Annotated in this window: 15 protein-coding genes; 8 read left to right on the top strand and 7 right to left on the bottom strand. The window is 73.8% G+C overall.

Features of this window, described 5'->3' with window-relative positions; genetic code table 11:
- Positions 1–11: 11 nt before the first annotated feature.
- The 6 genes from OHS18_RS00350 to OHS18_RS00325 form a co-directional block, all read right to left on the bottom strand.
- Complete coding sequence (locus OHS18_RS00350; protein ID WP_328615445.1) at positions 12–4,322, bottom strand: amino acid adenylation domain-containing protein; 4,311 nt, start codon at positions 4,320–4,322, stop codon at positions 12–14.
- A complete protein-coding gene (locus OHS18_RS00345; protein ID WP_328615444.1) occupies positions 4,319–9,118 on the bottom strand; it encodes a non-ribosomal peptide synthetase in 4,800 nt (1,599 codons plus the stop codon). Before OHS18_RS00345 ends, OHS18_RS00350 begins: the two co-directional genes overlap by 4 nt.
- Positions 9,119–9,280: 162 nt before the next feature.
- Positions 9,281–10,615, bottom strand: coding sequence for a glutamate synthase-related protein (locus OHS18_RS00340; RefSeq protein WP_328615443.1), 1,335 nt, complete (start codon positions 10,613–10,615; stop codon positions 9,281–9,283).
- Positions 10,612–11,607 carry an asparagine synthetase A gene (locus tag OHS18_RS00335; protein ID WP_328615442.1) on the bottom strand — a complete coding sequence of 332 codons (996 nt, stop codon included), beginning with the start codon at positions 11,605–11,607 and terminating at the stop codon, positions 10,612–10,614. Before OHS18_RS00335 ends, OHS18_RS00340 begins: the two co-directional genes overlap by 4 nt.
- Positions 11,604–12,869 carry a methylaspartate mutase gene (locus tag OHS18_RS00330; RefSeq protein ID WP_328615441.1) on the bottom strand — a complete coding sequence of 422 codons (1,266 nt, stop codon included), beginning with the start codon at positions 12,867–12,869 and terminating at the stop codon, positions 11,604–11,606. The genes OHS18_RS00335 and OHS18_RS00330 overlap by 4 nt, the downstream gene beginning before the upstream one ends.
- Positions 12,866–13,282 (bottom strand): cobalamin B12-binding domain-containing protein, encoded by a 417-nt coding sequence (locus OHS18_RS00325; protein ID WP_328457310.1) that lies wholly within the window; start codon positions 13,280–13,282, stop codon positions 12,866–12,868. Before OHS18_RS00325 ends, OHS18_RS00330 begins: the two co-directional genes overlap by 4 nt.
- 206 nt (positions 13,283–13,488) lie before the next feature.
- Here OHS18_RS00325 and OHS18_RS00320 point away from each other — a divergent pair, with 206 nt between their 5' ends.
- The 3 genes from OHS18_RS00320 to OHS18_RS00310 are packed head-to-tail and all read left to right on the top strand — an operon-like array spanning position 13,489 to position 16,950.
- Positions 13,489–14,517: a TauD/TfdA family dioxygenase gene (locus OHS18_RS00320; protein ID WP_328457312.1), complete on the top strand. Its 1,029-nt coding sequence runs from the start codon at positions 13,489–13,491 to the stop codon at positions 14,515–14,517.
- Positions 14,517–16,169: a non-ribosomal peptide synthetase gene (locus OHS18_RS00315; RefSeq protein WP_328615440.1), complete on the top strand. Its 1,653-nt coding sequence runs from the start codon at positions 14,517–14,519 to the stop codon at positions 16,167–16,169. Before OHS18_RS00320 ends, OHS18_RS00315 begins: the two co-directional genes overlap by 1 nt.
- Before the next feature lie 13 nt (positions 16,170–16,182).
- Complete coding sequence (locus OHS18_RS00310; protein WP_328615439.1) at positions 16,183–16,950, top strand: thioesterase II family protein; 768 nt, start codon at positions 16,183–16,185, stop codon at positions 16,948–16,950.
- Between the two features lie 37 nt (positions 16,951–16,987).
- On the opposite strand, the gene OHS18_RS00305 is transcribed toward OHS18_RS00310, so the two are convergent.
- Positions 16,988–17,836, bottom strand: a complete 849-nt coding sequence (locus OHS18_RS00305; protein ID WP_328615438.1) for a phosphatase PAP2 family protein — start codon at positions 17,834–17,836, stop codon at positions 16,988–16,990.
- Positions 17,837–17,924: 88 nt separating this feature from the next.
- Here OHS18_RS00305 and OHS18_RS00300 point away from each other — a divergent pair, with 88 nt between their 5' ends.
- The 5 genes from OHS18_RS00300 (at position 17,925) to OHS18_RS00280 (ending at position 24,083) form a co-directional block, all read left to right on the top strand.
- Positions 17,925–19,553 (top strand): FAD-dependent monooxygenase, encoded by a 1,629-nt coding sequence (locus tag OHS18_RS00300; RefSeq protein WP_328615437.1) that lies wholly within the window; start codon positions 17,925–17,927, stop codon positions 19,551–19,553.
- 79 nt (positions 19,554–19,632) lie between these two features.
- Positions 19,633–20,067, top strand: coding sequence for an ATP-binding protein (locus OHS18_RS00295; RefSeq protein ID WP_328615436.1), 435 nt, complete (start codon positions 19,633–19,635; stop codon positions 20,065–20,067).
- Positions 20,068–20,215: 148 nt separating this feature from the next.
- Complete coding sequence (locus OHS18_RS00290; RefSeq protein WP_328615435.1) at positions 20,216–21,994, top strand: serine/threonine-protein kinase; 1,779 nt, start codon at positions 20,216–20,218, stop codon at positions 21,992–21,994.
- A 104-nt stretch (positions 21,995–22,098) separates the two neighbouring features.
- Positions 22,099–23,292: a right-handed parallel beta-helix repeat-containing protein gene (locus OHS18_RS00285; RefSeq protein ID WP_328615434.1), complete on the top strand. Its 1,194-nt coding sequence runs from the start codon at positions 22,099–22,101 to the stop codon at positions 23,290–23,292.
- Positions 23,293–23,294: 2 nt separating this feature from the next.
- Positions 23,295–24,083, top strand: coding sequence for an FHA domain-containing protein (locus OHS18_RS00280; RefSeq protein ID WP_328615433.1), 789 nt, complete (start codon positions 23,295–23,297; stop codon positions 24,081–24,083).
- The last annotated feature ends 18 nt before the right edge of the window (positions 24,084–24,101 follow it).

Raw genomic sequence — 24,101 nt, 5'->3', positions numbered from 1 at the left:
TCCTTTCTCGGCTAACGGGCGGGGATCGGCGCCGCGAGCGCGGCGAGTTCTTCGGTGTAGGCGGTGACGTAGGCGTCGGCGAGTTCGTCCGGGACGAGGGATCGCAGGTGGTCGACGGCCAGCAGGATCCGGTCCGACGACGGGTCCTGCACCAGTGCGACGCCGAGGGCGAAGTTCGTCGGTTCGTAGCGCATGTCCGGCTCGCAGCCGATCCGGTCGTCGACGATGCTGGTGGCCGAGCCGGCGAGCCGGCCGAGGGCGTGGAACCGCAGGAACGCGAAGCACGTCTCCAGGCGCGGTCCGGCCATGAGCCGGGCGAGTCGGGCGAACGGGACGCGGCGGTGCGGCAGCAGGGCGACCTCGGCTTCGTGCAGTTCGCGGACGAGGTCCGGGGCGGTGCAGTCAACGACCAGCGGAACGGTGTTGAGGAACAGGCCGTACGCCTCGGTGCCGCTGCGTTCTTCGAGACGGCCGTTCACCGACAGGCCGGTGGTGACGCGGTCGCGGCCGGTGATCCGGTGCACCGCCCGCACGTGCGCGGCCAGGGCGGCGGCCTTGATCGGGACCCCGGCCGCCGACGCGATCGCCGCGAGCTGCGCCGGGGCGTCCGGCAGCACGCGCTCGAGCGTGCGCGGGATCTCCGCCGTCGCCGCCGACGAATCGGCGCCGGATGACCAGAGGGCGCCGTCCGCGTCGGCGAGGCGGTCCCGCCAGAAGCGTTCGCTCTCCGCCGACGCCGCCGCGGCTTGTTCGGCGGCGACGAAATCGCGGAACGTCGACGCCGGCGGCGGGGCGAGCGGGGCGTCCGGGTCGGCGTGCCGTTCCAGGATCTCGGTGAGCAGGGACGTGAAGCTCCAGCCGTCCAGAATGGAGTGGTGCTCGGCGATGGTCAGCTGGAAGACGTCGTCGGCCAGTCGCTGGGCGGCGACCCGGAACAGCGGTGGTGTCCACAAGTCGAAGCGCATCGCGCAGAACGTGTCGAACACCTCGGTCACGGCGGCCCGCTGGTCTGCTTCGGATCGTCCACTCAGGTCGGCCGTCTCCACCGGGGTCGGGACTTCGGCGTGCACGAGCTGCATCGGCCGGCGGTAGCCGACGACGTCCAGGCTCGTGCGCAACACGGGATGCCGGGTGATGACCGCGGCCACCGCCGCGCGCAGCGCGTCCTCGTCGAGGCGGCCGGCGACGCGGTAGCTGTTGACGTTGTGGTAGCCGCCGGCGTCGCCGGACAGCTCCATGTGGTAGATCATCCCGAGCTGCATCGCGGCCATCGGGTAGGCGTCGACGACGTCACCGGGCAGCTTCGCGACGTCCACTTCGGACAGATCGGCGAACGGGGCCACAAAGGTCTTCTCCGTCGCACACGGTCGCAGCAGGGGCGCGAGACGAGCCGGGGTCGGCGCGGCGAACAGGTCCGGCAGGGTGAGCGTCCAGCCGCGGTCGCGCAGCTTGCCCGCCAGGTGGACCGCGCGGATCGAGTCCCCGCCGAGGTGGAAGAAGTTGTCGTGCACGCCCGCGTCCGGGACGCCCAGGACGTCCGACCACAGTTCGGCGAGCAGCCGCTCCCCCGGCGTGCTCGGCGCGGTGTACTCGGACGTCGACCGCGCGACCGGCTCGGGCAGCGCCGCCCGGTCGAGCTTGCCGTTGACCGTGACCGGCAGGTCCTCGAGCACGGTCACCGTCGCCGGGATCATGTGCTCCGGCAACGACTTCGCGAGGAACGCCCGCAGTTCGGCGTACTCCGGCACCGCGCCGGTGACGTAGGCGGCGAGCCGGTCGTCGTGCACGGTGACCGCGCACGCGTCGACCGCGGGATGCTCACCCAGGGCGTGTTCGAGCTCGCCGAGTTCGATGCGGAAGCCGCGGATCTTGACCTGGCTGTCGCACCGGCCGACGTACTCCAGGCCGCCGTCGGCGAGCCGGCGCGCGACGTCGCCGGTGCGGTACAGCCGGGCTCCCGGCGTCGCCGAGAACGGGTCGGGGAGGAAGCGCTGGGCGGTGAGCCCGGACCGCCCCCAGTAGCCGTGGGCGAGCGCGCCGCCGCCGATGTACAGCTCCCCCGGCACGCCGACCGGGCACGGCCGCAGCCGGTCGTCGAGCACGTGCGCCGCCAGGTGCGGCAGCGGCGCGCCGATCAGGCTGCGCTCGAAGCGGGTCACGTCGTGGGTGGTGACGTGCACCGTGGTTTCGGTGATGCCGTACAGGTTGCACAGCGACGCCGAGAGCCCCAGCGCGGACCAGCGGCGCACGACGGCCGGATCGAGGGCTTCGCCGCCGAGCATCACCTGACGCAACGCCGGCAACGCGGGGCCGGTGCGGAGGGTGGGTTCGAGCTGCCGCAACGCCGACGGCGTCTGGCAGAGGCACGTCACGGCTTCATCCGCGAGCAGAGCGGCGAACGCCTCGGGAGACCGGCTGGTCAGGTACGGCACGACGACCAGGCGGCCGCCGTGGTGCAGCGGGCCCCACAGCTCCCAGACCGTCCAGTCGAAGGCGTAGGAGTGGAACAGCGTCCACACGTCGGTTTCGGTGAACCCGAAGTGCGCGCGCCCGGACTCCATCAGCCGTCCGACGTGCTCGTGGGCCACGGCGACACCCTTGGGGCGGCCGGTCGAGCCGGACGTGAAGATCAGGTAGGCCAGGTCACCGGGCCGGACCGGCACGCCCGGCCGCTCCGCCGAGTACCCGGCGACGTCCCGCGAGAGCAGGTCGAACACGGGCCACGGCCCCGAAGCGGGTCGGTCGGTGAGGACCAGCCGGACGCCGGTGTCGCCGAAGACGAACGCGGCGCGGTCGCCCGGGGCCGCCGGATCGACCGGCACGTACGCGGCGCCGGTCTTCAGCACCGCGAGGATGGCGACGACGACCGCGTCGGTGCGGTCCAGCAGCAGGCCGACGCGATCACCGGGGCGGACGCCGTCCGCGATCAGGGCGTGCGCGAGCCGGTTGGCCCGCCGGTCCAGTTCGGCATAGGCCACGGAAACGCCGTCGAAGGTGACGGCAGGCCGGTCCGGGAACCGGTCCACGGCGTCCTCGAAGGACTCGTGCAGGCAACGCGGCCGATACGTCGTGACGTCGGCCGGCCACGTCGGCTCCAGGTCGATCTTCCACAGTGGACTGTCCGGTTCGGACAGGACGACATCCAGGAGAGTGCGCCAGTGACCGGTCATCCGGTCCACCGTGGCGGCATCGAACAGGCTGGTGCGGTACTCGACTTCGCCGCGCAGTTCACCGCCGTCGAAAGTGGACCAGGTCAGGTCGAACTTGCTGGTGCCGTTGTGGTGCACCCGCCGGGTCGCGGTGACCGAGCCGAACCGCAGCGGCTCGGAGTCCTCGGCGTGCGCGCCGAAGACGACCTGCACCAGCGGCGCGTGCCGGGCCGAACGTTCGAGGGCCAGCGCGTCGACCACGACGTCGAACGGGACGTCCAGGCAGGCGTACGCGTCGAACGCCGTGTCACGCACCTGTTCCACGAGCTCGCGGAAGCTCGCGGCGCGGTCGACGCGCAGTCGCAGCGGCAGGATGTTGACGAAGTAGCCGATCAGATCGGCCAGCTCCGGCCGGTCGCGGGTCGACATCGGGGTGCCGACAACCAGGTCCGCCGCACCGGTGTAGCGGTTCAGGAGCGCGGCGAACGCGGCCAGCTGGACGATGAACGGCGTCGCGTCCGCGTCGGCGGCCAGTTCGCCGATCCGCCTCGAGAGGCCGGCCGGGAGCGCGAACTCGCGGGTGTCGCCGGCGAAGTCCTGCTGCGCGGGCGGTTCCCGGTCGGTGGGCACCGCAAGCCGCCCGGGCGCGCCGCGCAGCTGCTCACGCCAGTAGTCCAGCTGGTCGTCGTGGGGTTCGGCGGTGCGGTCGGCGTACTGAGTGGACAGTCGCGGCAGGACCGGTTCGCGGCCTTCGACGACGGCCGTGTAGCTCTCCGCCAGCTCGCGTTCGAAGATGCCGGACGACCAGCCGTCCCAGACGATGTGGTGCACAACGAGGACCAGCGTCGTCGCGTCCACCAGGGAGGCGCGCAGCAGCGGACCGGTCTCGAGGTCGAACCCCGCGCTCAGGTCGAGCTCGCCGCGGCGCAGCGGGATCCGGACGTCATCGTGGACCGTCTGTTGTGGACCGTCCGGACCGAAGGAGAACGTCGTGCGCAGGACTTCGTGGCGCCGGACGATCGCGGCGATGCTGCGTTCGAGGATGTCCGGGTCGACGGGCGCGTCGAAGGTGAACACCCACGGCACGGTGTAGGCGGCGGAACCCGGGTTCCAGCGGTCGAGGAACCACATTCCGCGCTGGATCCCGGAAACCGGGACGGTGCGGCCGGTCATGCCCGCACCTCCAGCCGCTGCGCCAGGGCGCGGACGGTCTTGGCCGCGAACACCAGCCGCGGCGCGACGCGGGTGCCGGTCTCGGTGGACAGCCGCAGGGCCACGCGGACGGCGGCCAGGGAATTGCCGCCGAGCCGGAAGAAGCTGTCGTCGACGCCGACCGCGTCGAGCCCGAGCACCTCGGCCCAGATCGCCGCGACCAGGTGCTCGGCCGCCGTGACGGCCGGCTCCGCGGGCGCCTCGGACTCGACCGGAGACGGCGCGGGCAGCGCGGCTCGGTCGAGCTTTCCGTTGGCGGTCAGCGGAAGCGCGTCCAGAACCGTGACGCTCTCGGGGATCATGTAGTCCGGCAGCAGCGTCGCGAGGTGGTCGCAGACGTCCTGGTAGCCGGGCGGGGTGTCGCGGGCGACGACGTAGGCCGCGAGCCGCGCGTCGTGCGCGACGACGGCGCAGTCCTTGACGCCGGGGTGGCGGGCCAGCGCGGCGGCGACCTCACCGGGTTCGACGCGGAAGCCGCGGATCTTCACCTGGTCGTCGGCGCGGCCGGTGATGGTCAGCGTGCCGTCCGGGGTCCGGCCGCCGACGTCACCGGTGCGGTACATCCGCGCGCCCGGCGGGCCGAGCGGGTCGGGCAGGAACCGGTCCGCGGTCAGGCCCGGCTGCCCGACGTACCCGAGGGCCAGCCCGGCGCCGGTCGCGTACAGCTCGCCCGCGGCCGACGGCCGGAAGTGATCGTCGAGCACGCGGATGTCCTTGTGCGCCACGGGGACGCCGATGGGGAGCGCCGGCGCGCTCAGGTCGGCGGGGCCGACGACGTGGCAGGTGGTGAAGCCCATGCTCTCGACCGGCCCGTAGCCGTTGACGATCCGCACGTGCGGGTACCGCTCGGCCAGCCGCGCCACGTGCGGCACCGAGGCCCGCTCGCCGCCGGTGAAGACCACGCGCAGCCCGGCGAAGATCGCCGGGAACTCGTCGACGAGGAAGTTGAACAGGCTGGCCGACAGCTGCAGCTGCGTGACGCCGTGGCGGGCGACGAGCGCGGTCATCGTCTCCGGGTCCGGCCTCTGCCCGGGGTGCAGCACGCAGGTGCCGCCGAACAACAGCGGGCCGTAGACCTCCAGGCCGAAGGCGTCCCACGACACCGGCGAGCACTGCAGCCACACCTCGCCGGGCGCGAAGAGCGCGTAGTCCTGCTCCAGGTAGGTCCCGGTCAGGGCGCGGTGCGACGCCGCGACGCCCTTCGGCCGGCCGGTGGACCCGGACGTGAACATCACGCAGGCGACGGCGTCGGCGCTGACGGGGAGGCCGAGGTCGTCGGCGGGTCCGTCGGCGGTGACCACGAACCCCCGGTCCACGACCAGCCGCGCGTCGGCCGCGGCGACGGCGTCCGCGCGCCGGGCTTCGGGCAGTTCCGGGTCCAGCAGCGTGTAGCCGGCGCCGGCCTTGAGCACACCCAGCAGTGCGACGACGAGGTCGGCGTCGCGGTCGATCAGGACGGCGACGACGTCGCCCGCGGTCACGCCGTGGTTGCGCAGGCGCCGGGCGACACGGTTGGCCCGCGCGTTCAGCTCGGCGTAGGTCAGTTCGGCGTCGCCGGAGATCAGCGCGACGGCGTCCGGGGTCCGGGTGACCTGGTGCTCGAACAGCTCGTGCACCGGGACGTCGAGGTCGGCCGGCGCGGCTTCGTCGTGGAGCGGCACGTCCGGGTCGGTGACCAGGTCGGCCACCGCCGTCCGCCACCGGTCGCCCAGCGCGGTGAGGGTGGCGGCCTCGAACAGGTCGGTGTCGTACTCGATCCGGCCGCTGAAGCCGGTGCCGTCGTCCTCGACCGACCACGACAGGTCGAACCGGGACAGCTCGTTGACGTGCAGCCGGCGCTCCAGGGCCGCCGGCCCGAACGGCTCGGGGCTCGGGTCGGCGGTGTGCATCTCGAAGACCAGCTGGAACAGCGGGTTGCGGTCGCCGGACCGCTCCCCCAGCACCCGGCTCGTGATCTCTTCGAGGGGCACGCCCTGGTGGCGGTAGCCGTCGAGGGCGACGCCGCGGACGTGCTCGAGGACGTCGCGCAGGGTCGCGTCCTGCTCGATCCGGAACCGCAGCGGGACGAGCGTGATGAAGTAGCCGATGAGCGAGTCCAGCTCCGGGCGTTCGCGGACGCTGACCGGGGTGCCGAACACGAGGTCGTCGGCGCCGCCGGTGCGGTGCACCGCGAGCACGAGCCCGGCCAGGAGCACCATGAACGGCGTGGCGTCGGCGTCCTTCGCGAACTCTCGGACGGCGCCGGCGAGGTCGGCGTCGAACGCGAAGCGGTGATAACCGCAGCGTTGCGCCGGCTCGGCCGGCCGGGAGCGGTCGGGCGCGAGGGCCGGGCGGTCCGGGACGCCGCGCAGGTGCTCGGCCCAGTAGTCGAGCTGGGCTTCGGCGATGCCGTTGTCCTGCAACCAGTTCGCGTAGTCGGCGTACTGGACGGCGAGGTCCGGCAGCCGCGGCGCGCGGTCTTCGAGCAGGGCGGTGTAGTACTCGCGCAGCTCACGGTCGAGGACGGTGAGGGAGCCTTCGTCCCAGACGATGTGGTGGAAGACGAGGATCAGGCTCGCGGTCGTGGGCGACGTCCGGACCAGGCGGGCGCGCAGCAGCGGGCCGGTTTCGAGGTCGAACGGCGTGCGGGCGTCGACGGCGGTGAACTCGGCCGCGTCCGGTGCTTCGGTGAGGGTGAACGGGACCTCGAGGCGGGGGTGGATCACCTGGCGGGGCAGGGTTCCGGTGACCTCGAACGTCGTGCGCAGCGCCTCGTGGCGGTCGACGACCTGCTGGAGCGCCCGGTTGAGGAGCGTGGCGTCGAGGGGTCCGGTGAAGTCGAACACCCAGGGGACGTTGTAGGTGGACGTGCCCGGCTGCCACGCGTCGAGGAGCCACAGCCCGCGCTGGAACCGCGAAAGCGGAGCTTCGACGGCCGGCACCCGGACCGGGCCGGGACGGTCGTCGCCGGCACCGTCGTACATCGCGGCGGCGAACGCGGCGAGCGTCGGCGCGTCGAAGATCTGGTACGGCGAAACAGGTCCGAAGACTTCGAGGACGCGGCCGGCCACACGGACGGCCGTGAGCGAGTCGCCGCCGAGATGGAAGAAGTTGTCGTCGAGGCCGACGCGCGGCACGCCGAGGACGTCCGCCCAGATCGCGGCGAGCAGCTGCTCGTCCGGGGTGCGCGGGGCGCGGTGGCCGTTGTCGACGCGGGCCGGTTCGGGCAGGGCGGCGCGGTCGACCTTGCCGGCGGCGGTGAGCGGCAGGTGGCCGAGGGGGGTGAGACTCGCCGGGATCAGGTGCTCCGGCAGGGTCTCGGCGAGTAAATCGCGCATGTCCGGGTAACCGAGCGGCTCCTGGGTGACGACGTACGCCGCGAGCTGGGTGCCACTCGCGGAGTCACGGGGCACGACGGCGCAGGCGGTGACGGCGGGGTGCGCGGCCAGGGCGTTCTCGATCTCGCCGGGCTCGACGCGGAAGCCGCGGATCTTGACCTGGTCGTCGGCGCGGCCGAGGAACTCCAGCTCGCCGTCGGCGGTGCGGCGGGCGCGGTCGCCGGTGCGGTACATCCGGCCACCGGTGCGGGGGTCGGGCAGGAACTTCTCGGCGGTGCGGCCGCCGTCGCCGAGGTAGCCGGTGGCGAGGAGCGAGCCGCCCAGGTAGAGCTCGCCTTCGTCGACGGGTTCGAGCTGCTCGTCGAGCAGGTACGCGACGCGGTCGCCGACCGGGGTGCCGACGGTGACCGGCTTGCCCGGCCGGACCTCGTGGACGGTCGAGGTGATCACGGTTTCGGTCGGGCCGTAGGCGTTGAAGAGCCGGACGCCGGTGGTACGGGTCCAGGCGGCGGCCGCGGCCGGGGAGAGCCGGTCGCTGCCGGAGATCATGGTCCTCAGCGTCTTCGGCACGTCTCTTGAGCCGACCAGGTCGTGGAAGTACCCGGCGGCGACGTTCGCGACGGTGACCCGTTCGGCGTCGAGGAGCCGCCAGAACTCGTCGGCGGAGAGGAGTTTTGCCTCGGGGACGACCAGGCACGCGCCGGCGGTGAGGGCGGTGGTGATCTGTTCGATCGAGACGTCCACTGTGGATCGTGCGAAGCAGAGGACGACGTCGTCGGCGTTGATGCCGAAGCGGGCGGAGACGGCCTCGACGTGCGCGGCGAGCGGCCCGTGCGCGACGGCGACGGCCTTGGGTTCGCCGGTGGTGCCGGAGGTGTGGATGAGGTAGGCGAGGTGGTCGCCGGTGACGGGTTCCGGCGTGGTCCGGGCCGGCGCGGAGCGGGGGTGTGCTGTCGGGGCCGGCCGGCCGCCCGCGGCTGGGCCTTCGCCGCGGTTCACGGTGGCTGCTGGGTCCGGCAAACCGCCGGCTCGCCCGGTGTCCAGCAGGTCGCCGCCGTCGAGGATGAGGCGTGCGCCGGCCAAAGCGGTGAGGCGCTCGTTGCGTTCGGCGGGCGCCGCCGGGTCGAGGGCGAGGTGGACGCCCCCGGCCCGCCAGACCGCGAGCAGGCCGGTGATCTGGTCGAAGCGGTCCGTGCCGCGCACCGCGACGACGTCACCCGGCCGGACGCCCGCGCTGGTCAGGCGGGCGGCGACGTCCGCGGCCAGGTCATCGAGCCGGCCGTAGGTGAGCACGCGGCCGCCGGAGCGCAGGGCCGGGCGGCCGGGCCACCGGGCGGCGATCCGCGCGATGCGCACCGGCACCGCGACCGGCGGGCCGGTCAGCTCGCCGAGGTCGAAGGAGTCGATCGTCACGGCCGGTTTCTCGTCCTGCACCGACATGCTGGGCTCACCCCGAACTGACCACAAAGGACGGACATGGACTGCGGCTGCCCGTCGTGAGTGTTCAGGGCGGTTCTAACCGCCCTGAACACTCACGACCAGCCGCGGCAGCCTCGCGGGGCTGCGGGAGTGCTGGGCGCGAAGCGCGCCACTGGGGAAAAACTAAGCGGTGGGAACGGCCCGGACCGGCAGGTCGAGCGGCAGTTCACCGGCGGCACCGGCGGCAGCGGCACCGGCGTCAGCGGCGGCAGCGGCGGCAGCGGCGGCACTGGCAGCGGCACCGGCGCCGGCAGCGGCGGCAGCGGCACCGGCACCGGGCCAGACGTCGTCGGCCGTCAACGCGCCGGGGCGGTACTTGCCCAGGGCGCTGATCAGCAGCTTCGCCTCCAACGCCAGCGCCTCCACCAGCCGTACCAGGCCTTCCGCGCGGTCCTCGTCCACGGCGATCAGCGCCGCTCGGCCGAGGGCTGCCGCGCGGGCCCCGAGAGCCAGGGCCTTGACCACCCGGGTGCCCTCCCACATGCGGCCGCCCGCCAGCAGGCAGCCCGGCGGAGGGCCGATCCGGCGCAGGCACTCCGCCAGGGGCAGTCCGACGTGGTCCAGGAACGCCGTCGGCGCCCAGCCCGTGCCGCCTTCCGCGCCGTCGACCGTGACCGCGTCCGCTCCCGCGGCCCAGGCGACTCGGGTGGCCTCCGCGATGTCGCGGCCCGGTGGGAGCTTCACCCAGACGCGGGCGCGCGGGAAGTTGTTGCGCATCAAGCGGATCTGCTGCCGCAGGATCTCGCCGGTGAACGTGCCGGGGCTGCCGGAACGCAGCACGCGGTCCGCGAAAAGCTCCGTGAGCGCGTACTGGCCGTCGACACGGGCCGCCGTCACGCCGTCCAGCAGGGTCATGCCGCCCAGGCCCGGCTTCGCCCCCTGGCCCACCTTCAGTTCGAAGCCCAGCCGGCCGGTGGAAAGCAGCGGCGCGGACGCCGGGTCGCTGTACACGAGGTTCCAGACTTCGGCGTCGGCGTCCTCGGTGCTCTGCTGCACCACGACGCCGCCGAGCCCGTCCGGCACCTCGTCCGTGTACGCCCGGACGCGGGTGAGCAGGGCGTTCGCGTAGCCCTTGACCGGCACCACGTTCTCGCCGACGACCATCGGGACGCCGAGTCGGCCGGCCTGCCGGGACGCCGCCACCGCCAGTTCGCTCCCGCCGAGTTGCGTCGAGCCGAACGCCGACAGGAACACTGGCAGCGACGACGCGAAGCCGCCGATCCCGGTGGTCAGGTCGACGTCGGAGAACAGCGGCTCGCGGCCCAGCTCGATCAGCTTCTCCAGCCGCTCCGGGACGAACACCGGGGGCACCAGCCGCGCCCGGTCCAGCTCGTCACCAGGGGAAGACGCGCCGCCGAACACCTCGCTGCCGTACGCGGATTCCGCCGGGAAGACCGCCGCCGCGCCCCGTGCGGCCCGGGCCCGGACCGCCTCCTCGGGGAAGCCGGCCGCCCTCACGGTGCCACCAGCCCGGGCACCTTCGGGTAGGCGTTGACCCGCCACACCGCGTCGAGGCCGGTGAGGAACCGGACGAGCCGCTCCAGGCCCAGGCCGAAGCCCGCGCTCGCCGGGATGCCCTCGCGCACCATGTCGAGGTACCAGCCGTACTTCGCCGGGTTCTCCCCCGTCTCGCGCATCCGCGTGACGATCCGGGCGTAGTCGGACTCGCGCTCACTGCCGCTGGCCAGCTCGCCGAAGCCGCCCGGCGCGAGGAGGTCGAAGTTGCGCAGGATGCCCGGCTCGCTGGTGGCTTCGCGGTCGTAGAAGCCGCGGGAGCCCTTGGGGTAGTCGTCGACGAAGAACGGCTGGGACGCCTTGCGGGACAACAGCTCCTCGCCCTCCCAGTCGATCTCCGCGTCCGGGCTCTGCGGGTGGCCGAGGTCGTGCAGCCGGGTGACGGCGGCGGCGTGCGTCATCCGGCCGAACGCGCCGGCGAGGACGTCGGCCAGTTCCGTGAGGTCGCGGCCCAGCCCGGTCAGCTCGCCGGGGACGGTCGCGAGCACGTGCTTCACGACGTGCGTCACCAGCCGTTCCGCGACGCCCTGGGCCTGCGCCCGGGTCGCGCCGGCCAGCTCGACGTCGATTTGGTGGAACTCCGCGAGGTGCCGCCGCGTCGAGCACGTCTCGACGGGTTCGGCCCGGACGTTCGGCGCGATGTAGAAGATCTTCGAGAAGCCCAGCAGCGACGCCTGCTTGTACAGGATTCCGCTGGTCATGAGCTTGTAGCGGTGGCCGTAGTAGTCGACGTCCAGCTGCTTCGAGCCGCGGACGCCGGGGTCGGTGACCGGGCCGATCACCGGCGGCAGCAGCTCGGTGAAGCCCTCCCCGCCGAGGAACTCCCGCACCGCGACCAGCACCTGGTGCTGCACGCGCAACGCGCTCTGCGTGACGGGCGAGGCGAGGTGCACGGGCAGCGCGGGTGGCAGCTCGCCGTCGTAGGTGTCGGTCATAACGCTCCTCCGGGTCGGGCCCCGGCCCGGACAGCCGGGGGCGTGTCGAACTTCCGTTCCACGTGTGAAAGCGCGGCCAGCAGCTCGGCCGAGCCGGTCCGCCGCGGCCGCGCGCCACCGGGTGCCGGGCCGATCGGCAGGCCGCCGGTGTCCGCCCACTGCAGCCGGCCGGCGGGGTCGAGGTAGCTGCGCGCCCGGCCGGCGTTGTCCGGGTGCAGGCAGTAGGGGATGTCGAGCAGGCCGCGGGCGAACGCCGCCGGCAGCGCGCCGGCGAGGTCGTCGTCCAGGTCCAGCACGGCCTCAACCAGCGTCGCGGCTTCGGCGTGGATCCCGGTGTCCTCGACGTCGGCCCCGGCAGGAGTCGCGGCGGCGACGCGGGCGGCGAGTTCGAGCGCGTCGACGTTCTCCTCGACGGTCGGGATCCGGTGCGCCTCGGCGGCCGTCTTCACGATCAGCCGGGCCGCGCCGGAACGCACCGCGAGCCGCGCGGCGGACGTCAGCAGCCGGGCGGCGCCGTCCGGCGTCCGCGGGTAGACGCCCATGTAGGCGTAGAGCACCACGTGCCACTCGACGCCGGGCAGGTAGCGCGCGGCCAGCAGGCGCAGCGCCCGCACCGCCTCCTCGTCCTGCGCCGGGTCGGTCTGCTGCGCGTAGCTCAATGAGACGCTGCGGATGCCTTGCTGGGCGAAGAAGATCGCTTCCAGGACGCTGATCGCGACCAGCATGCCCGGCGGGCAGAGCTGGCCCAGCATGCAGCCGCCGAACGTCTCGAGGTGGACCAAGCCACCCGTGGCGACCAGCGAACCGCAGGCTTCCACCCAGTGCCGCATCGCCGTCCGCAGCGGGGTGCGGCTGTAGGGCAGGCAGTACGACACCGGGCCGCCCTCGGTCGCGTCGAGACCGGCCGCCACCAGCGTCGCGACGATGTCCTGTGGGCGGGCCGAACCGTGCCGCACCTGGACCGGGAAGTCCGGGCCGAGCACGCCGTCCAGCATCGCGCGGGTCGCCTCGGCGCCGTGCGTGACGAGCGGGAAGCCGTTGAGGGGCGCGCCTTCGGCCAGGGCGCGGGCCGCCGCGACGAGGTCGCCGACGCGGGTGTAGCTGTCGAGCGTCAGGGTGCCGACCGTGGTGGCCGCGGCCGCGCGCGTGGCCAGCAGCCCGGCGCGCATGGCCGACGGCGCCGGGAAGCCCATCCGCGGCTGGACGACCAGGCGGCCCGCCGCGTGCTCCCGGGCGACGAACGTCCCGAACGGCACGCTCACGACGCCACCCGCACCGGCAGCTCGGCCAGGTAGCGGCAGAAGGCACCGATGTCACCGTCGCCGAAGACGCGGTCGAAGCCCGCCTCCCGCAGCAGGGACTCGCGGCCGCTGGTGCCGTCGACGCCGAGCTTGCCGCCGATGACCAGCGCCGCGCCGGCCAGCACGGCCCGCAGGCGCGGGGCCAGCCGGAGGCCGTCGGTGTGGCCGTGGCCGTTGACGGTGCTGAGCACCACCAGGTCCGGGTCCAGCCGGCGGCACTCGCGCACCACGAGGTCGTCCGGGACGCACGCGCCGAGGTTCGTCACCGCGAAGCCGTGCTCTTCGAGCAGCAGCTGCAGGTACACGAGGTTCCAGGTGTGCGCGTCGGAGGCCGTGCTGCTGACCACGGCGACCGGGCGGAGTTCCGAAGTCACGCTGCCGAACCTAAGAGCGGAACCGGGGCCGGACCGGCAGTTGCGGCGGCAGGACGGCGGCGACAACCCGGCGCGGGCGGAAACTGCCGCCGCACTGCCGCACCGGCTGCCGCCGCGCGGTCGCGAACCCGCCTAGCGTCGGCGGACGAGCGAACCGGGTGGTTCCACTGTGGACGCCCGCTGCGGGTCAGGTGAAAGGACAAACGATGGGTTCCCTGGGCGTCAAAGAGTTCCTGCCGCTCGACTGGGTGGTCGAGCCCGGCGAGCCGGCGAGTGCCGAGGTCGGCGGTCTGACCGGCCTCGACGACGCGGTGGCGTGGCTGGCCGCGGCGGCGCCGTCGCTGCGGACGGCGTTGCACCGGCACGGCTCCCTGCACCTGCGCGGCCTGCCGATCGCGAGCGTCGACGACTTCGGCGTCGTACGCGACACGCTGATGCCGGCCCGCACGCCGTACCGCGAGAAGGCGACGCCGCGCAGCGACTTCGGCAACGGCGTCTTCTCGTCCACCGACCTGCCCGCCGCGCAGCGGATCCGGATGCACAACGAGAACAGCTACACGCTCACCTTCCCCGGGCTGCTGATGTTCTCCTGCCTGATCGCGCCGCCGGAAGGCGGGGCGACGCCGGTCGCGGACGTCCGGAAGGTGCTCCGCGCGCTGCCGCCGGAGCTGGTGGCGAAGGTCCGCGCGCACGGCTGGCTGCTCAACCGCAGCTACTCCGAGCACATCTCCACCGACTGGCAGACCGCGTTCGCCGCGACCACCCGCGAAGACGTCGAGCGCTACTGCGCCGAGAACCTGATCGCGTGCCGCTGGCTCGACGACGGCCACCTGCGCACCAGCCAGGTGCGCCCGGGCGTCGTCAGCCACCCGGTCACCGGCGAGGAGGTCTGGTTCAACCACCTGGCCTTCTGGAACGAGTGGTCGCTCGACGACGAGCTGCGCGAGACGCTGATCGACGAGTTCGGCCGCGACGACCTGCCGTTCAACACCGCGATCGGCGACGGCTCCCCGCTGACCCGCGACGAGCTGGCCGCGCTCGACGCCGCCTACGACGCCGCGACGGTGCGCAAGCGGTGGCAGCCGGGCGACCTGCTGCTCGTCGACAACATCCTGTCCACGCACGGGCGCGACCCGTTCCGCGGCGATCGCAAGATCGTCGTCGCGATGGGTGAGCCGGTCGACGTCGTGGACTGCGCGCCGACCGTGCCCCCGGCCGCGAACGAGGCGCTCTGATGGCCGGCCTGCTCCCCCGCTTCCGCGACGCGGTCCGCCGCTCGCCGGAGCGGATCGCCGTGCGGGACACCGCGGCCACGCTGACCTTCGCCGAGCTGGACCGCCGGACCGCGGCGCTGGCCGGAGCCTTGCGCGCCCACGGCGTCGGCCGCGGCGACCGGGTCGGCGTCGGCCTCGGGCGTGGCGTTGACCTGGTGGTCGCCCTCCTCGCCGTCTGGCGGACCGGCGCGGCGTACGTCCCCCTCGACCCCACCTACCCGGCCGACCGGCTGGCCTTCATGGCCGGTGACGCGGCGATCCGCGCGCTCGTGTCGACGACCACGCCGGCCTGGCTCCCAGCGGACGCGGTCGTCGTCGACCCCGCCGCCGAGGGCCCGCGCACGGACGACACCGCGGTGTCGGACCTCGATCCCGCCTACGTGATCTACACGTCCGGCTCGACCGGACGGCCCAAGGGCGTCCCGGCGCACCACGGCGCGGTGGCCGCGCTCGTCGCCGCGCTGGAGCAGGCGGGCATGTACGCGGGCGAGCCGCGGGTCGTCGCGTGGAACGCCAGCGTGTCGTTCGACGCGTCGGTGCAGCAGTGGGCGCGGGTGTGCCGGGGTGACAGCGTCGTCGTGCTCGACGACGACCACCGGACCGACCCGGCCCGGCTGGTCGCCTGGCTGGACGAGTGCGCCGTGACCGACCTCGACCTGACGCCGTCGCACTGGACGGCGTTGCGCGAGCACCTGCTCGGCCGCTCGCTGCGGCTGTTCATCGGCGGCGAGCCGATCCCGGAACCGATGTGGCGCGAACTGGCCGAAAGCCCCTTGGAGGCGCTCAACCTCTACGGCCCGACGGAGTCCACTGTGGACGCCACGGCGACCTGGATCGCCGGGCCGGGCGGGCCGCACATCGGCGTGCCGCTGGCCGGGATCCGGGCCCACGTCCTGGACGACGCCCTGCGGCCGGCCGCGGCGGGCGAGCTGTACCTGTCCGGGCCCCGGCTCACCGCCGGGTACCTCGGCCGGCCGGGCCTCACCGCCGAGCGGTTCGTCCCCGATCCCTTCGGTGAACCCGGCACCCGGCTGTACCGGACCGGCGACGAGGTCCGCTGGTCCCCCGGCGGCGCGCTGGAGTTCACCGGCCGGCTCGACCGCCAGGTGAAGCTGCGCGGTTACCGGATCGAACTGGGCGAGATCGAAGCGGTGCTGCGGGACGCTCCCGGCGTCACCGCCGCGGCCGTGGTGCTGCGTGAGGACCAGCTGGTGGCCTACCACGTCGGCGGCGAGCAGCCGCAGGTCGCGGCGGCCGGGAAACTGCCGGAGTACATGGTCCCGACCGCGTACGTCCGGCTCGACGCGCTACCTCGCACGCCCAACGGCAAGCTGGACACCGCGGCCCTGCCCGCGCCGGTCGCCGAAGGCGGTGCGGCGCCCAGCGGGCCGGTCGAGGAGCTGATCGCGGACGTCTGGTCCGAGGTGCTCGGCCGCGACGGCGTCGGGGCCGACGACGACTTCTTCGCCCTCGGCGGGCATTCGCTGGTGGCGCTGCGCGTGGTGGCGCGGCTGAAGAAGAACTTCGGCGTCCCGGTGTCCACCAAGGACGTTTACCGGCACCCGCGGCTCGCCGACCTCGCCAAGCACGTCACGGCACTCGGCGCGAGCTGAAAGGAGCACGGCGATGGACAACCTCCCCAACATCGTGGTCCGGGCCCGGCCCAACCCGGACGCGACGAAGACGTTGGTGTGCCTCGGTTTCTGCGGCGGCGGCTCCGGCCCGTACCTGCCGTGGGCCGACGTGCTGCCACCCGACGTCGAGCTCGTGACGATCTGCTACCCGGGCCGTGACGGCCGGTTCCTCGACGACTTCGCCCCCGACTGGGACGCGCTCGCCGAGGACGCGACCGACGCCGTGACGGCGGCCGCCGCGCCCCGGCCGTACCTCCTGTTCGGGCACAGCATGGGCGGCTGGATGGCGTTCGACGTCGCCGACCGCCTGCAGCGCCGGGGCGGCCCGCTGCCGGAGACGCTCATCGTGTCGTCGGCGAACGCGCCGAGCCGCGGCCTCACCCCGCGGGACATGTTCCCCGCGCAGCAGGACACCGACGAGCAGCTGGTGATGTGGATGCGCACCAACGGCCTGCTGCCGGGGTACGTGCTCGACGACCCGGAGCTGAGCGAGATGGCCCTGGAGCTCATGCGAGCCGACATCCGGGTGCGGGACACGTTCGGCTACACCGAAGGCGCGACGGTCGGCGTCCCGCTGCAGGTGCTCACCGGGGCCGACGACGACGTGATCGTGCCGGAGACGGCCGAGCAGTGGAAGTCACTGGCCCGCAACGGGTACCAGCACGTCGAACTCCCCGGCGGGCACTTCTACACCCCGGAGATCTGGCGGACCCTGCCGACGCGGATCCCGGCCCTCGCGCCGGTTCCGGCGGCCCGCTGACGCCGGGGCGGGCGGTCGCGGCCGCCCGCCCCGGTCGTCACGGGATCTCGAGGCGGCGCCAGGTCCCCAGGAACACCAGCGCCGCGGCCACCGACCCGGCCGAGGCGAGCGAACTCGCGGCCAGGTAGACCACCCAGGTGTTGTCGCGCAGAGTCGCGTCGAGACCGTCCTGGCTGAGCGCCGCCCCGATCAGAAAACCGCCCAGGGCCAGGAAACCCAGCCCGCCCAGGGCGGCGACGACCACGACGAGCACCCGCGGGATCCGGCGCCGGCCCTCGTACCGGCGGACCACGCCGCGGCGCGCGAGCCACCACGACGCCAGGCAGGCGAGCCCGAGGGCGATCGCGTCCGCGGCGAGGGTGTCGGAGAGGCGGTGCCACTTCGCCGTCACCGTGTAGGCGCCGATGCCGACCGCCCAGGACAACAGCAGGACCATCGTCAGGCCGCGCCAGCGGTAGGGCACGACGAGCAGCGCGGCGAACAGCACCGTCATGGCGATCGTGGTGTGCCCGCTGGGCATGCTGTTGTCCGCGTAGTGGCCGGTGAGCGGCACGAGCGACGGCCGCGGCAGCACGAACCGCTTGAGCCCCTGCGTCACGACCTGGCCGGCGACGATCACTCCCACCGCCGCGGCCGCGAGAGCCGGCCGCCGGCGCAGGAACCCGATCACGGCCACCAGCACGACGGCGACGCCGAGGGAATAGACGGTGATCCGCGACAGGCTCTGATCGGCCGCGGTCTGGTCGCGGGCGGCGGCCTGGTCGGCTCCGCGCAGGGCAGCGTTCTCCAGCTCCTGGCCGGTGACGGTCAGCACCGCGAGGACGTAGACCAGGATCAGCGCGACGAGGCAGGCGGCGGCGACGATCAGCCAGCGGCGAGCGGGCAAGACACCTCCATCGACGACGACCCGCGTTACTCTATATGGAGTAACGAATGCCCGCCGCCGGAAGATCACGCGCTTTTAGACTGCCGGCATGACGAGCAACGCGGAAACGCCCCTCGACGTGGAGACCACGGAGGTCGTCATCGCCGGCGGCGGCCCGGTCGGCCTGACCCTCGCCCACGAACTCGGCGCGCGGGGCATCGACTGCGTCCTGCTCGAACCGCGGCCGGCGCCGAGCCTGGCGTCCCCGCGGTGCAAGCAGCTGAACCCCCGGTCGATGGAGCTCTTCCGGCGCCTGGGCATCGCCGGCGCCGTCCGGGAAAACGCTCCCCTGCCGTTCGGCTGGTCCGACTCGGCGGTCTTCTGCACCTCGCTCACCGGGCACCGGCTGGAACGCTTCGACGGCGTCTTCGCCCTCGGCGACGTCCAGCGGACGGAACTGGCCGAACCCGCGCTCTGGTGCGCGCAGAACCACGTCGAAGAGGCCTTGCGCGACACCATCACCCGGCGGGAGACGGTCAGCGCGCGCTGGGGCTGGACGTTGAGCGGCCTCGAGCAGGACGCCACCGGCGTCACCGCCACCGCGACGGACGACACGGGGCGCGAGCGCGTGGTGCGGGGCAGCTACCTCGTCGGTGCCGACGGGGCCCGCAGCGCGGTCCGGCGGGCGTGCGGCATCCCGCTGGCCGGGCGGAGCCACGAGATCCGCAACGTCCAGGTCATCTTCGACGCGCCCGGGCTGTCCGCCCGCCACGAGCTCGGCCGCGCCGTGCAGTACTGGGTCGTGAACCCCGAGGTCAACGGCCTGATGGGCACGCTGGACACCGAAGACCTGTGGTGGGCCATCATCATCAACGCGCCGGAAGACGCCGACGCCGCGTGGTGCGCACGGGCGGTCCACCGGATGATCGGCACCGACGCCCCGATCAGCGTGCGGGCGACCGATCCCTGGACGTCCCGGATGCTGGTGGCCGACCGCTACCGGGACGGGCGGTGTTTCCTGGCCGGGGACGCCGCGCACCAGAACCCGCCGTGGGGCGGGTTCGGCGCCAACACCGGCATCGGGGACGCCGCCGACCTCGGCTGGAAGCTCGCGGCCGCGCTGCGCGGCTGGGCCGGCCCCGGGCTGCTCGGCTCCTACGAAATCGAACGCCGTCCCATCGCGCAGCGCGCCATCGCCGAGTCCGAACGGAACATGCGGGTGCTGACCGGCGAGCTCGCCGCGCCGGGCCTGGACGACGACGGGCCGGACGGCCGGGCCGCGCGCGCCAAGACCGCGGAGCTGATCCGGCAGGCCAAGACGGCCGAGATGTACACCCTCGGTTTTGTGCTCGGCACCGCGTACCCCGGCTCGCCCGTCATCGTGCCCGACGACGGCCCCGCGCCCGCCTCCACCGGCTCGGAGTACCGGCCGTCCGGCGCTCCGGGCCACCGGCTGCCGCACCAGTGGCTCGACCGGGACCGCTCGCTCCAGGACGAACTCGGCCCCGGTTTCACGCTCCTGGAGGTCGCCGCACCCCCGGCGCCCGAATGGGAGACCGCCGCGGCCGCGGCCGGCGTTCCGTTGACGCGCTTCCGGCTCAACCGGCCGGATCTGCACGGTCTCTACGCCGCCCGGTACGTCCTGGTCCGGCCCGACGGCTACGTCGCGTGGCGCGGGCAGACGTCCCCCGGTGATCCCGGCGCGGTGCTCGACCACGCCCGGGGATGTGCGGTGTGACCCGCCGGGGCGGTTGAACTCCGCCGGATGGGGGCAGTCAAGAAGCCCGTAGCCGTCTCTTTCCCCGAGGAGACCGATCATGAGCCTCGACGCAAGACCCACCGATCCCGGTGTCCTCGCCGACGAGAACGAAAGCGTCGAAACCGTGGAAACCACCGTCAAGGCCGACCTCAAGGAGCTGGCGAGGGTCCGCGGCTGGGCCCGTGCCCTGCTGCCCGACCTCACGGCCGAGCTGCTGACCGACATCGTGATGGTGCTCGACGAGCTCGTCTCCAACGCGCTCCGCCACGCCAAGCCGCCGATCCGGGTGCGCCTGCGCCGCGACCGCGGCACGCTCCGGATCGAGATCGACGACAGCTCCCCGGTCGCCGCCATCCCCAAGTCACCGTCGCTCAAGGGCGGCCGCGGGATGTGGATCGTCGAGAAGACCAGCGCCGCCTGGGGTCAGCTGCGCCGTCCCGGCGGGAAGACCGTCTGGGCCGAGCTCGCCCTGACCCGCGCGGGTCACCGGTAGTGAGGTGACGTAGAGGGTCTCCCGTCCGGGGACAGCTCGATGCCGTCCGGCTCCCGGATGGTTTCGCCGGTCAACGGCGGCGGCGTGCGGCGGCGTCCTCCGTGACGTGCGGCGCGCGGGGTGCCAGGCCGTTTCGTAGACTCCGCGGGTGGGCAGTGGTGGTCGCGTCGTAGCCGACCGGTACCGGCTGGAGGAGGAGCTCGGACAGGGCGGCATGGGCGTCGTCTGGCGGGCCTTCGACCTCGAACTGGGCCGGCAAGTGTCGCTCAAACGATCCCTCGACGCCGACGCCGGGCAGATCCGGCGGGAGGCGCGCATCGGGGCCGGTCTGCTGCACCCGAACGTCGTCACCGTGTTCGACACGGTCGTCGACGACGGCGACGCGCGCTGGCTGGTCACCGAATACCTGGCCGCACGCAGCCTCGAAGAACTCGTCGACGACGGCGGCCCGCTGCCCGGGGACCGGGTCCGGCGGATCGGCGCGCAGCTCGCCGCGGCGCTCGCCGCCATGCACGCCCGCGGCATCGTCCACCGCGACGTCAAACCGGGCAACGTCCTGGTGACCGAGGACGACGTCGCCAAGCTCACCGACCTGGGCATCGCCCGCTGGACCGAGGTCACCCGCACCGGCGGCGCCCAGCTCACCGGGACGCTCGGGTACGTCGCGCCGGAGGTCGCCGGCGGCGGCGAGGCCGGCAGCGCGTCCGACGTCTTCTCCCTGGGCGCCACCCTTTACGCCGCGATCGAAGGCCGGTCGCCGTGGGGGTCCGGCGAGGACGGCCCGTTCGTGCAGATGCGCCGCGCCGCCGGTGGCCGGCCCGCCCCGGCCGAGCGCGCGGGACGGCTCGGCCCGGTCCTCGCCGCGCTGATGGCCCGCCACCCCGCCGACCGGCCCACCGCCGCCGAGGCCGCCGCGATGCTCGAAGGGGACACTCCGAAGCCGCGGCGGCCGCGCCGCCGCCGCCGGCGACGCCTGCTCGCGATGGGTGCGCCGGCCGCGGTGATCGCGCTGGCGGCCGGGTTCCTGCTCACCCGGCCGCCGTCGGCCGCACCGGCGGGCGGGCCGAACACGCTCGGCGCCGACCCGGCCGCGACGGACCCGTGCGCGGCGATCTCGATCAACGCGCTCACCCCGTTCGGCCGGGCCTTCGTGGATCCCGAGCTGAAGAACTTCGGCACCTGCGTGGTCACGACCACCCTCGCCGACGGCACCGGCCAGGTGCAGACGTACCTCGACCTGACCGGCCCGCTGCGCTACCCGACCCGGCCCCCGGAACCGGGCCGGATGGGCGACATCGAACGCCCCGAGGCCCACGACGGCACCTGCGAGCGCAGCATCTCGCTGGCCGACACCAACCGGATCGACGTCGCCTCGCGCCCGGTGACGCGCGCGGAAGACGCTCCCCTGTGCGCCATCTCCGAGTCGGTGCTGTCCGACGTGCTGCCGATGCTCGCCAACGGGCCCCTGCCGCGGCGGGCCCGGCCGTTCCCGGCGTGGTCGCTCGCCCACGTCGACGCGTGCGGCCTGCTCGACGCCGCGGCGACGACGGGGCTCTTCGGCCGCGCCACCGCCCCGGACCGGGAGTTCGGCGGGTGGGGCTGCACCTGGGAGCACGATCCCCGGACGATCACCGTGCGCTTCACCCGGGAGTGGCCGATCGAGCCGGACACCGACGTGCCCGGCGACCGGATCCGCGTCGGCACCCGCAGCGCCGTCGTCGCGCCGGTGCCGGGTGGCCGGCCCGCGTGCTCGGTGCAGGTGGTGCACCGCTTCTACACCCCGGCGCTGCCGGTGCTGCGCGGCACCGAGCCGAACCGGGAGGAGATCGCCGTCGTCACCCTCGAAGACACCGGGGCGACCGGCGGTGCCGCGCTCTGCGCGAACGCCCGGACGCTGGCGACCGCGGTCGCCGGCCGGCTGCCGTGACCCCGGCTCTCCCGCGGGTCGGCGAGCCGGGACCGGTCCCCGGCGGGCTCGGCTAAAACAGGGCCAGGTCGGCGTCGGCGGACCGGAGGGGACAAGAGGTGGCGATGCGGGGTGTGGCCGGCGTGCTGCTCACGGTGGCGGCCATGGTCGTTCCGACGGCCGTGGGGGCCGCCGGAGCGGGTCCGCGGACCCGCCACGTCGGGCCCGGCAGCGAGTACCCCACCGTCCAGGCCGCGGCCGACGCGGCCCGCCCGGGTGACACCGTCGCGATCGCGGCGGGCACCTACCCGGGCGGCCTCACCATCCGGCGTGACGGCGGCCCGGGCCGGCCGATCCGGTTCACCGGCGTCGGTGGCCCCGCCGTGCTGACCGGGACCGGCGGCCCCGCCGGGCTGCTGGCCGTGGGCGGGCACTCCTGGCTGGAGTTCACCGGCCTGACCGTCGCCGGGTCGGCCGGGTTCGGGGTCTACGCCGAGGGGGCGCACGACCTCGTGTTCGACCGGTTCGGCGTCGACGGCTCCGGCGACGGCGGGCTCGTCCTGGTCGGCACCCGGCGGGTGCGCGTCACCGCCTGCGACATCCGCGGCACCAACGCCCGCGGCACGTCCGCCGACCACGAGGCGCTCAGCATCGCCTCGGGTTCGTCGGACGTCGAGGTGTCCGGCTGCCGCGTGCACGACAACGGCGAGGAAGGCATCGACGTCAAGTACGACGACGCGGCCCGCGTGAAGATCCACCACAACGTCGTGACCGGCAACCGCGGGCCGAACATCTACGTCGACTCGTCGTCCACAGTGGACGTCTACGCCAACGTCGTGAGCGGGACCCGCAACGCGTCCAAGGCCGGCATCGGGCTCGCCGTCGAGGACTACTCCGAAACCCGGCTGCTCTCGGGCGTCCGGGTCTTCGACAACCTCTCCACCGGCAACGCCCAGGCCGGCCTGGACCTGTGGGTCGAGTCGACCGGGACCATGCGCGACCTCACGATCGTCGGCAACACCTTCGCCGGCAACGCGCACGGCTCGGTGCACGTCGGCGGCGACCGGTTCGCCGGGACGAACATCCTGCGCGACAACGTGTTCGGCGACGGCCCGGTGGCGGCCGGGCCGTTCACCGCCGACCACAACCTCGCCGGCGACCCCGGGTTCACCGACCCGGCCCGCGGCGACTACCACCTCGCGCCGGGCTCGGCCGCCGTCGACACCGGCAGCCCCGTGCTCGCCCCCGCCTTCGACCTCGACGGTGTCCCCCGGCCCTCCGGCGCGGGCTTCGACATCGGCGCCTACGAGCGGAGGTGACCGTGCCCGCCGAACGCCTCGACCCGCACCGCCAGCGCAGCCTGCGCCACGGCGTGGCCGGGTCCGTGCCGGGCACGCTGAGCGCGCTCACCGTCACCGGCGGCGTCGCGGTCCCGCCGACGCCCGGCAGCCGGGTGAGCTTCGGCCGCAACCGGCTCGAGGTCGACGTCTGCGTCGGCGAGGACGACCTGCGGATCAGCCGCGTCCACGGCCTGCTGACCCACGACCGGGACCGCTGGTGGCTGAGCAACACCGGCCGCTCGCCGATCCGGTTGTCCGACAGCGTCCTGCTGCACCGCGACAGCGAACCGCTGCCCCTGGCCGCGGGGTACACCGCGCTGTTCCTGCGCGGGACGCGCGACCGCGAGCACGTGCTGGAGCTGCTCGTCTCCGACGGGGAGGGCACGGCCGCGCCCCGGCCGACCCACCCGACGGCCCCGCCGAAACGCTGGCGGCTCACCGCGGAGGAACACCTCGTGCTGGCCGTGCTCGGGCAGCGCTACCTCGGTTACGACCCGCAGCCGCTGCCCCTGTCCCGGCAGCAGGCGGCGGCCGAGCTCGGCGAGCGGCGGCCGCGCGAGAGCTGGACGGCCAAGCGTGTCGAGCACATCGTTTCCCGGGTCCGGCAACGGCTTTCCGACGCCGGGGTGCACGGGCTGCGGCGCGAGGAGGTGGGCGAGCCGGTGGGCCTGACCCTGACGGTCAACCTGCTCCGGGAGCTGGTGCTCTCGACGACGCTGGTGCCGATGGACCTGGAGTGGCTCGAGCTGCCCGACCCGCCCGTGTCGTAACCCGGGGCCGGTCCCGCC

This window comes from Amycolatopsis sp. NBC_00355, from assembly GCF_036104975.1.
Taxonomy (GTDB): Bacteria; Actinomycetota; Actinomycetes; order Mycobacteriales; family Pseudonocardiaceae; genus Amycolatopsis.
The sequence above is the reverse complement of the archived record's forward strand: the minus strand, read 5'-3'. Positions and strand labels throughout refer to the sequence as shown.

Bases quoted from the DNA above. Each gene is read 5' to 3' on its own strand.
- OHS18_RS00350 (WP_328615445.1), bottom strand. From the start codon at position 4,322: ATGACCGGCCGCACCGTCCCGGTTTCCGGGATCCAGCGCGGAATGTGG.
- OHS18_RS00345 (WP_328615444.1), bottom strand. From the start codon at position 9,118: ATGTCGGTGCAGGACGAGAAACCGGCCGTGACGATCGACTCCTTCGAC.
- OHS18_RS00335 (WP_328615442.1), bottom strand. From the start codon at position 11,607: ATGACCGACACCTACGACGGCGAGCTGCCACCCGCGCTGCCCGTGCAC.
- OHS18_RS00320 (WP_328457312.1), top strand. From the start codon at position 13,489: ATGGGTTCCCTGGGCGTCAAAGAGTTCCTGCCGCTCGACTGGGTGGTC.
- OHS18_RS00315 (WP_328615440.1), top strand. From the start codon at position 14,517: ATGGCCGGCCTGCTCCCCCGCTTCCGCGACGCGGTCCGCCGCTCGCCG.
- OHS18_RS00310 (WP_328615439.1), top strand. From the start codon at position 16,183: ATGGACAACCTCCCCAACATCGTGGTCCGGGCCCGGCCCAACCCGGAC.
- OHS18_RS00300 (WP_328615437.1), top strand. From the start codon at position 17,925: ATGACGAGCAACGCGGAAACGCCCCTCGACGTGGAGACCACGGAGGTC.
- OHS18_RS00295 (WP_328615436.1), top strand. From the start codon at position 19,633: ATGAGCCTCGACGCAAGACCCACCGATCCCGGTGTCCTCGCCGACGAG.
- OHS18_RS00285 (WP_328615434.1), top strand. From the start codon at position 22,099: ATGCGGGGTGTGGCCGGCGTGCTGCTCACGGTGGCGGCCATGGTCGTT.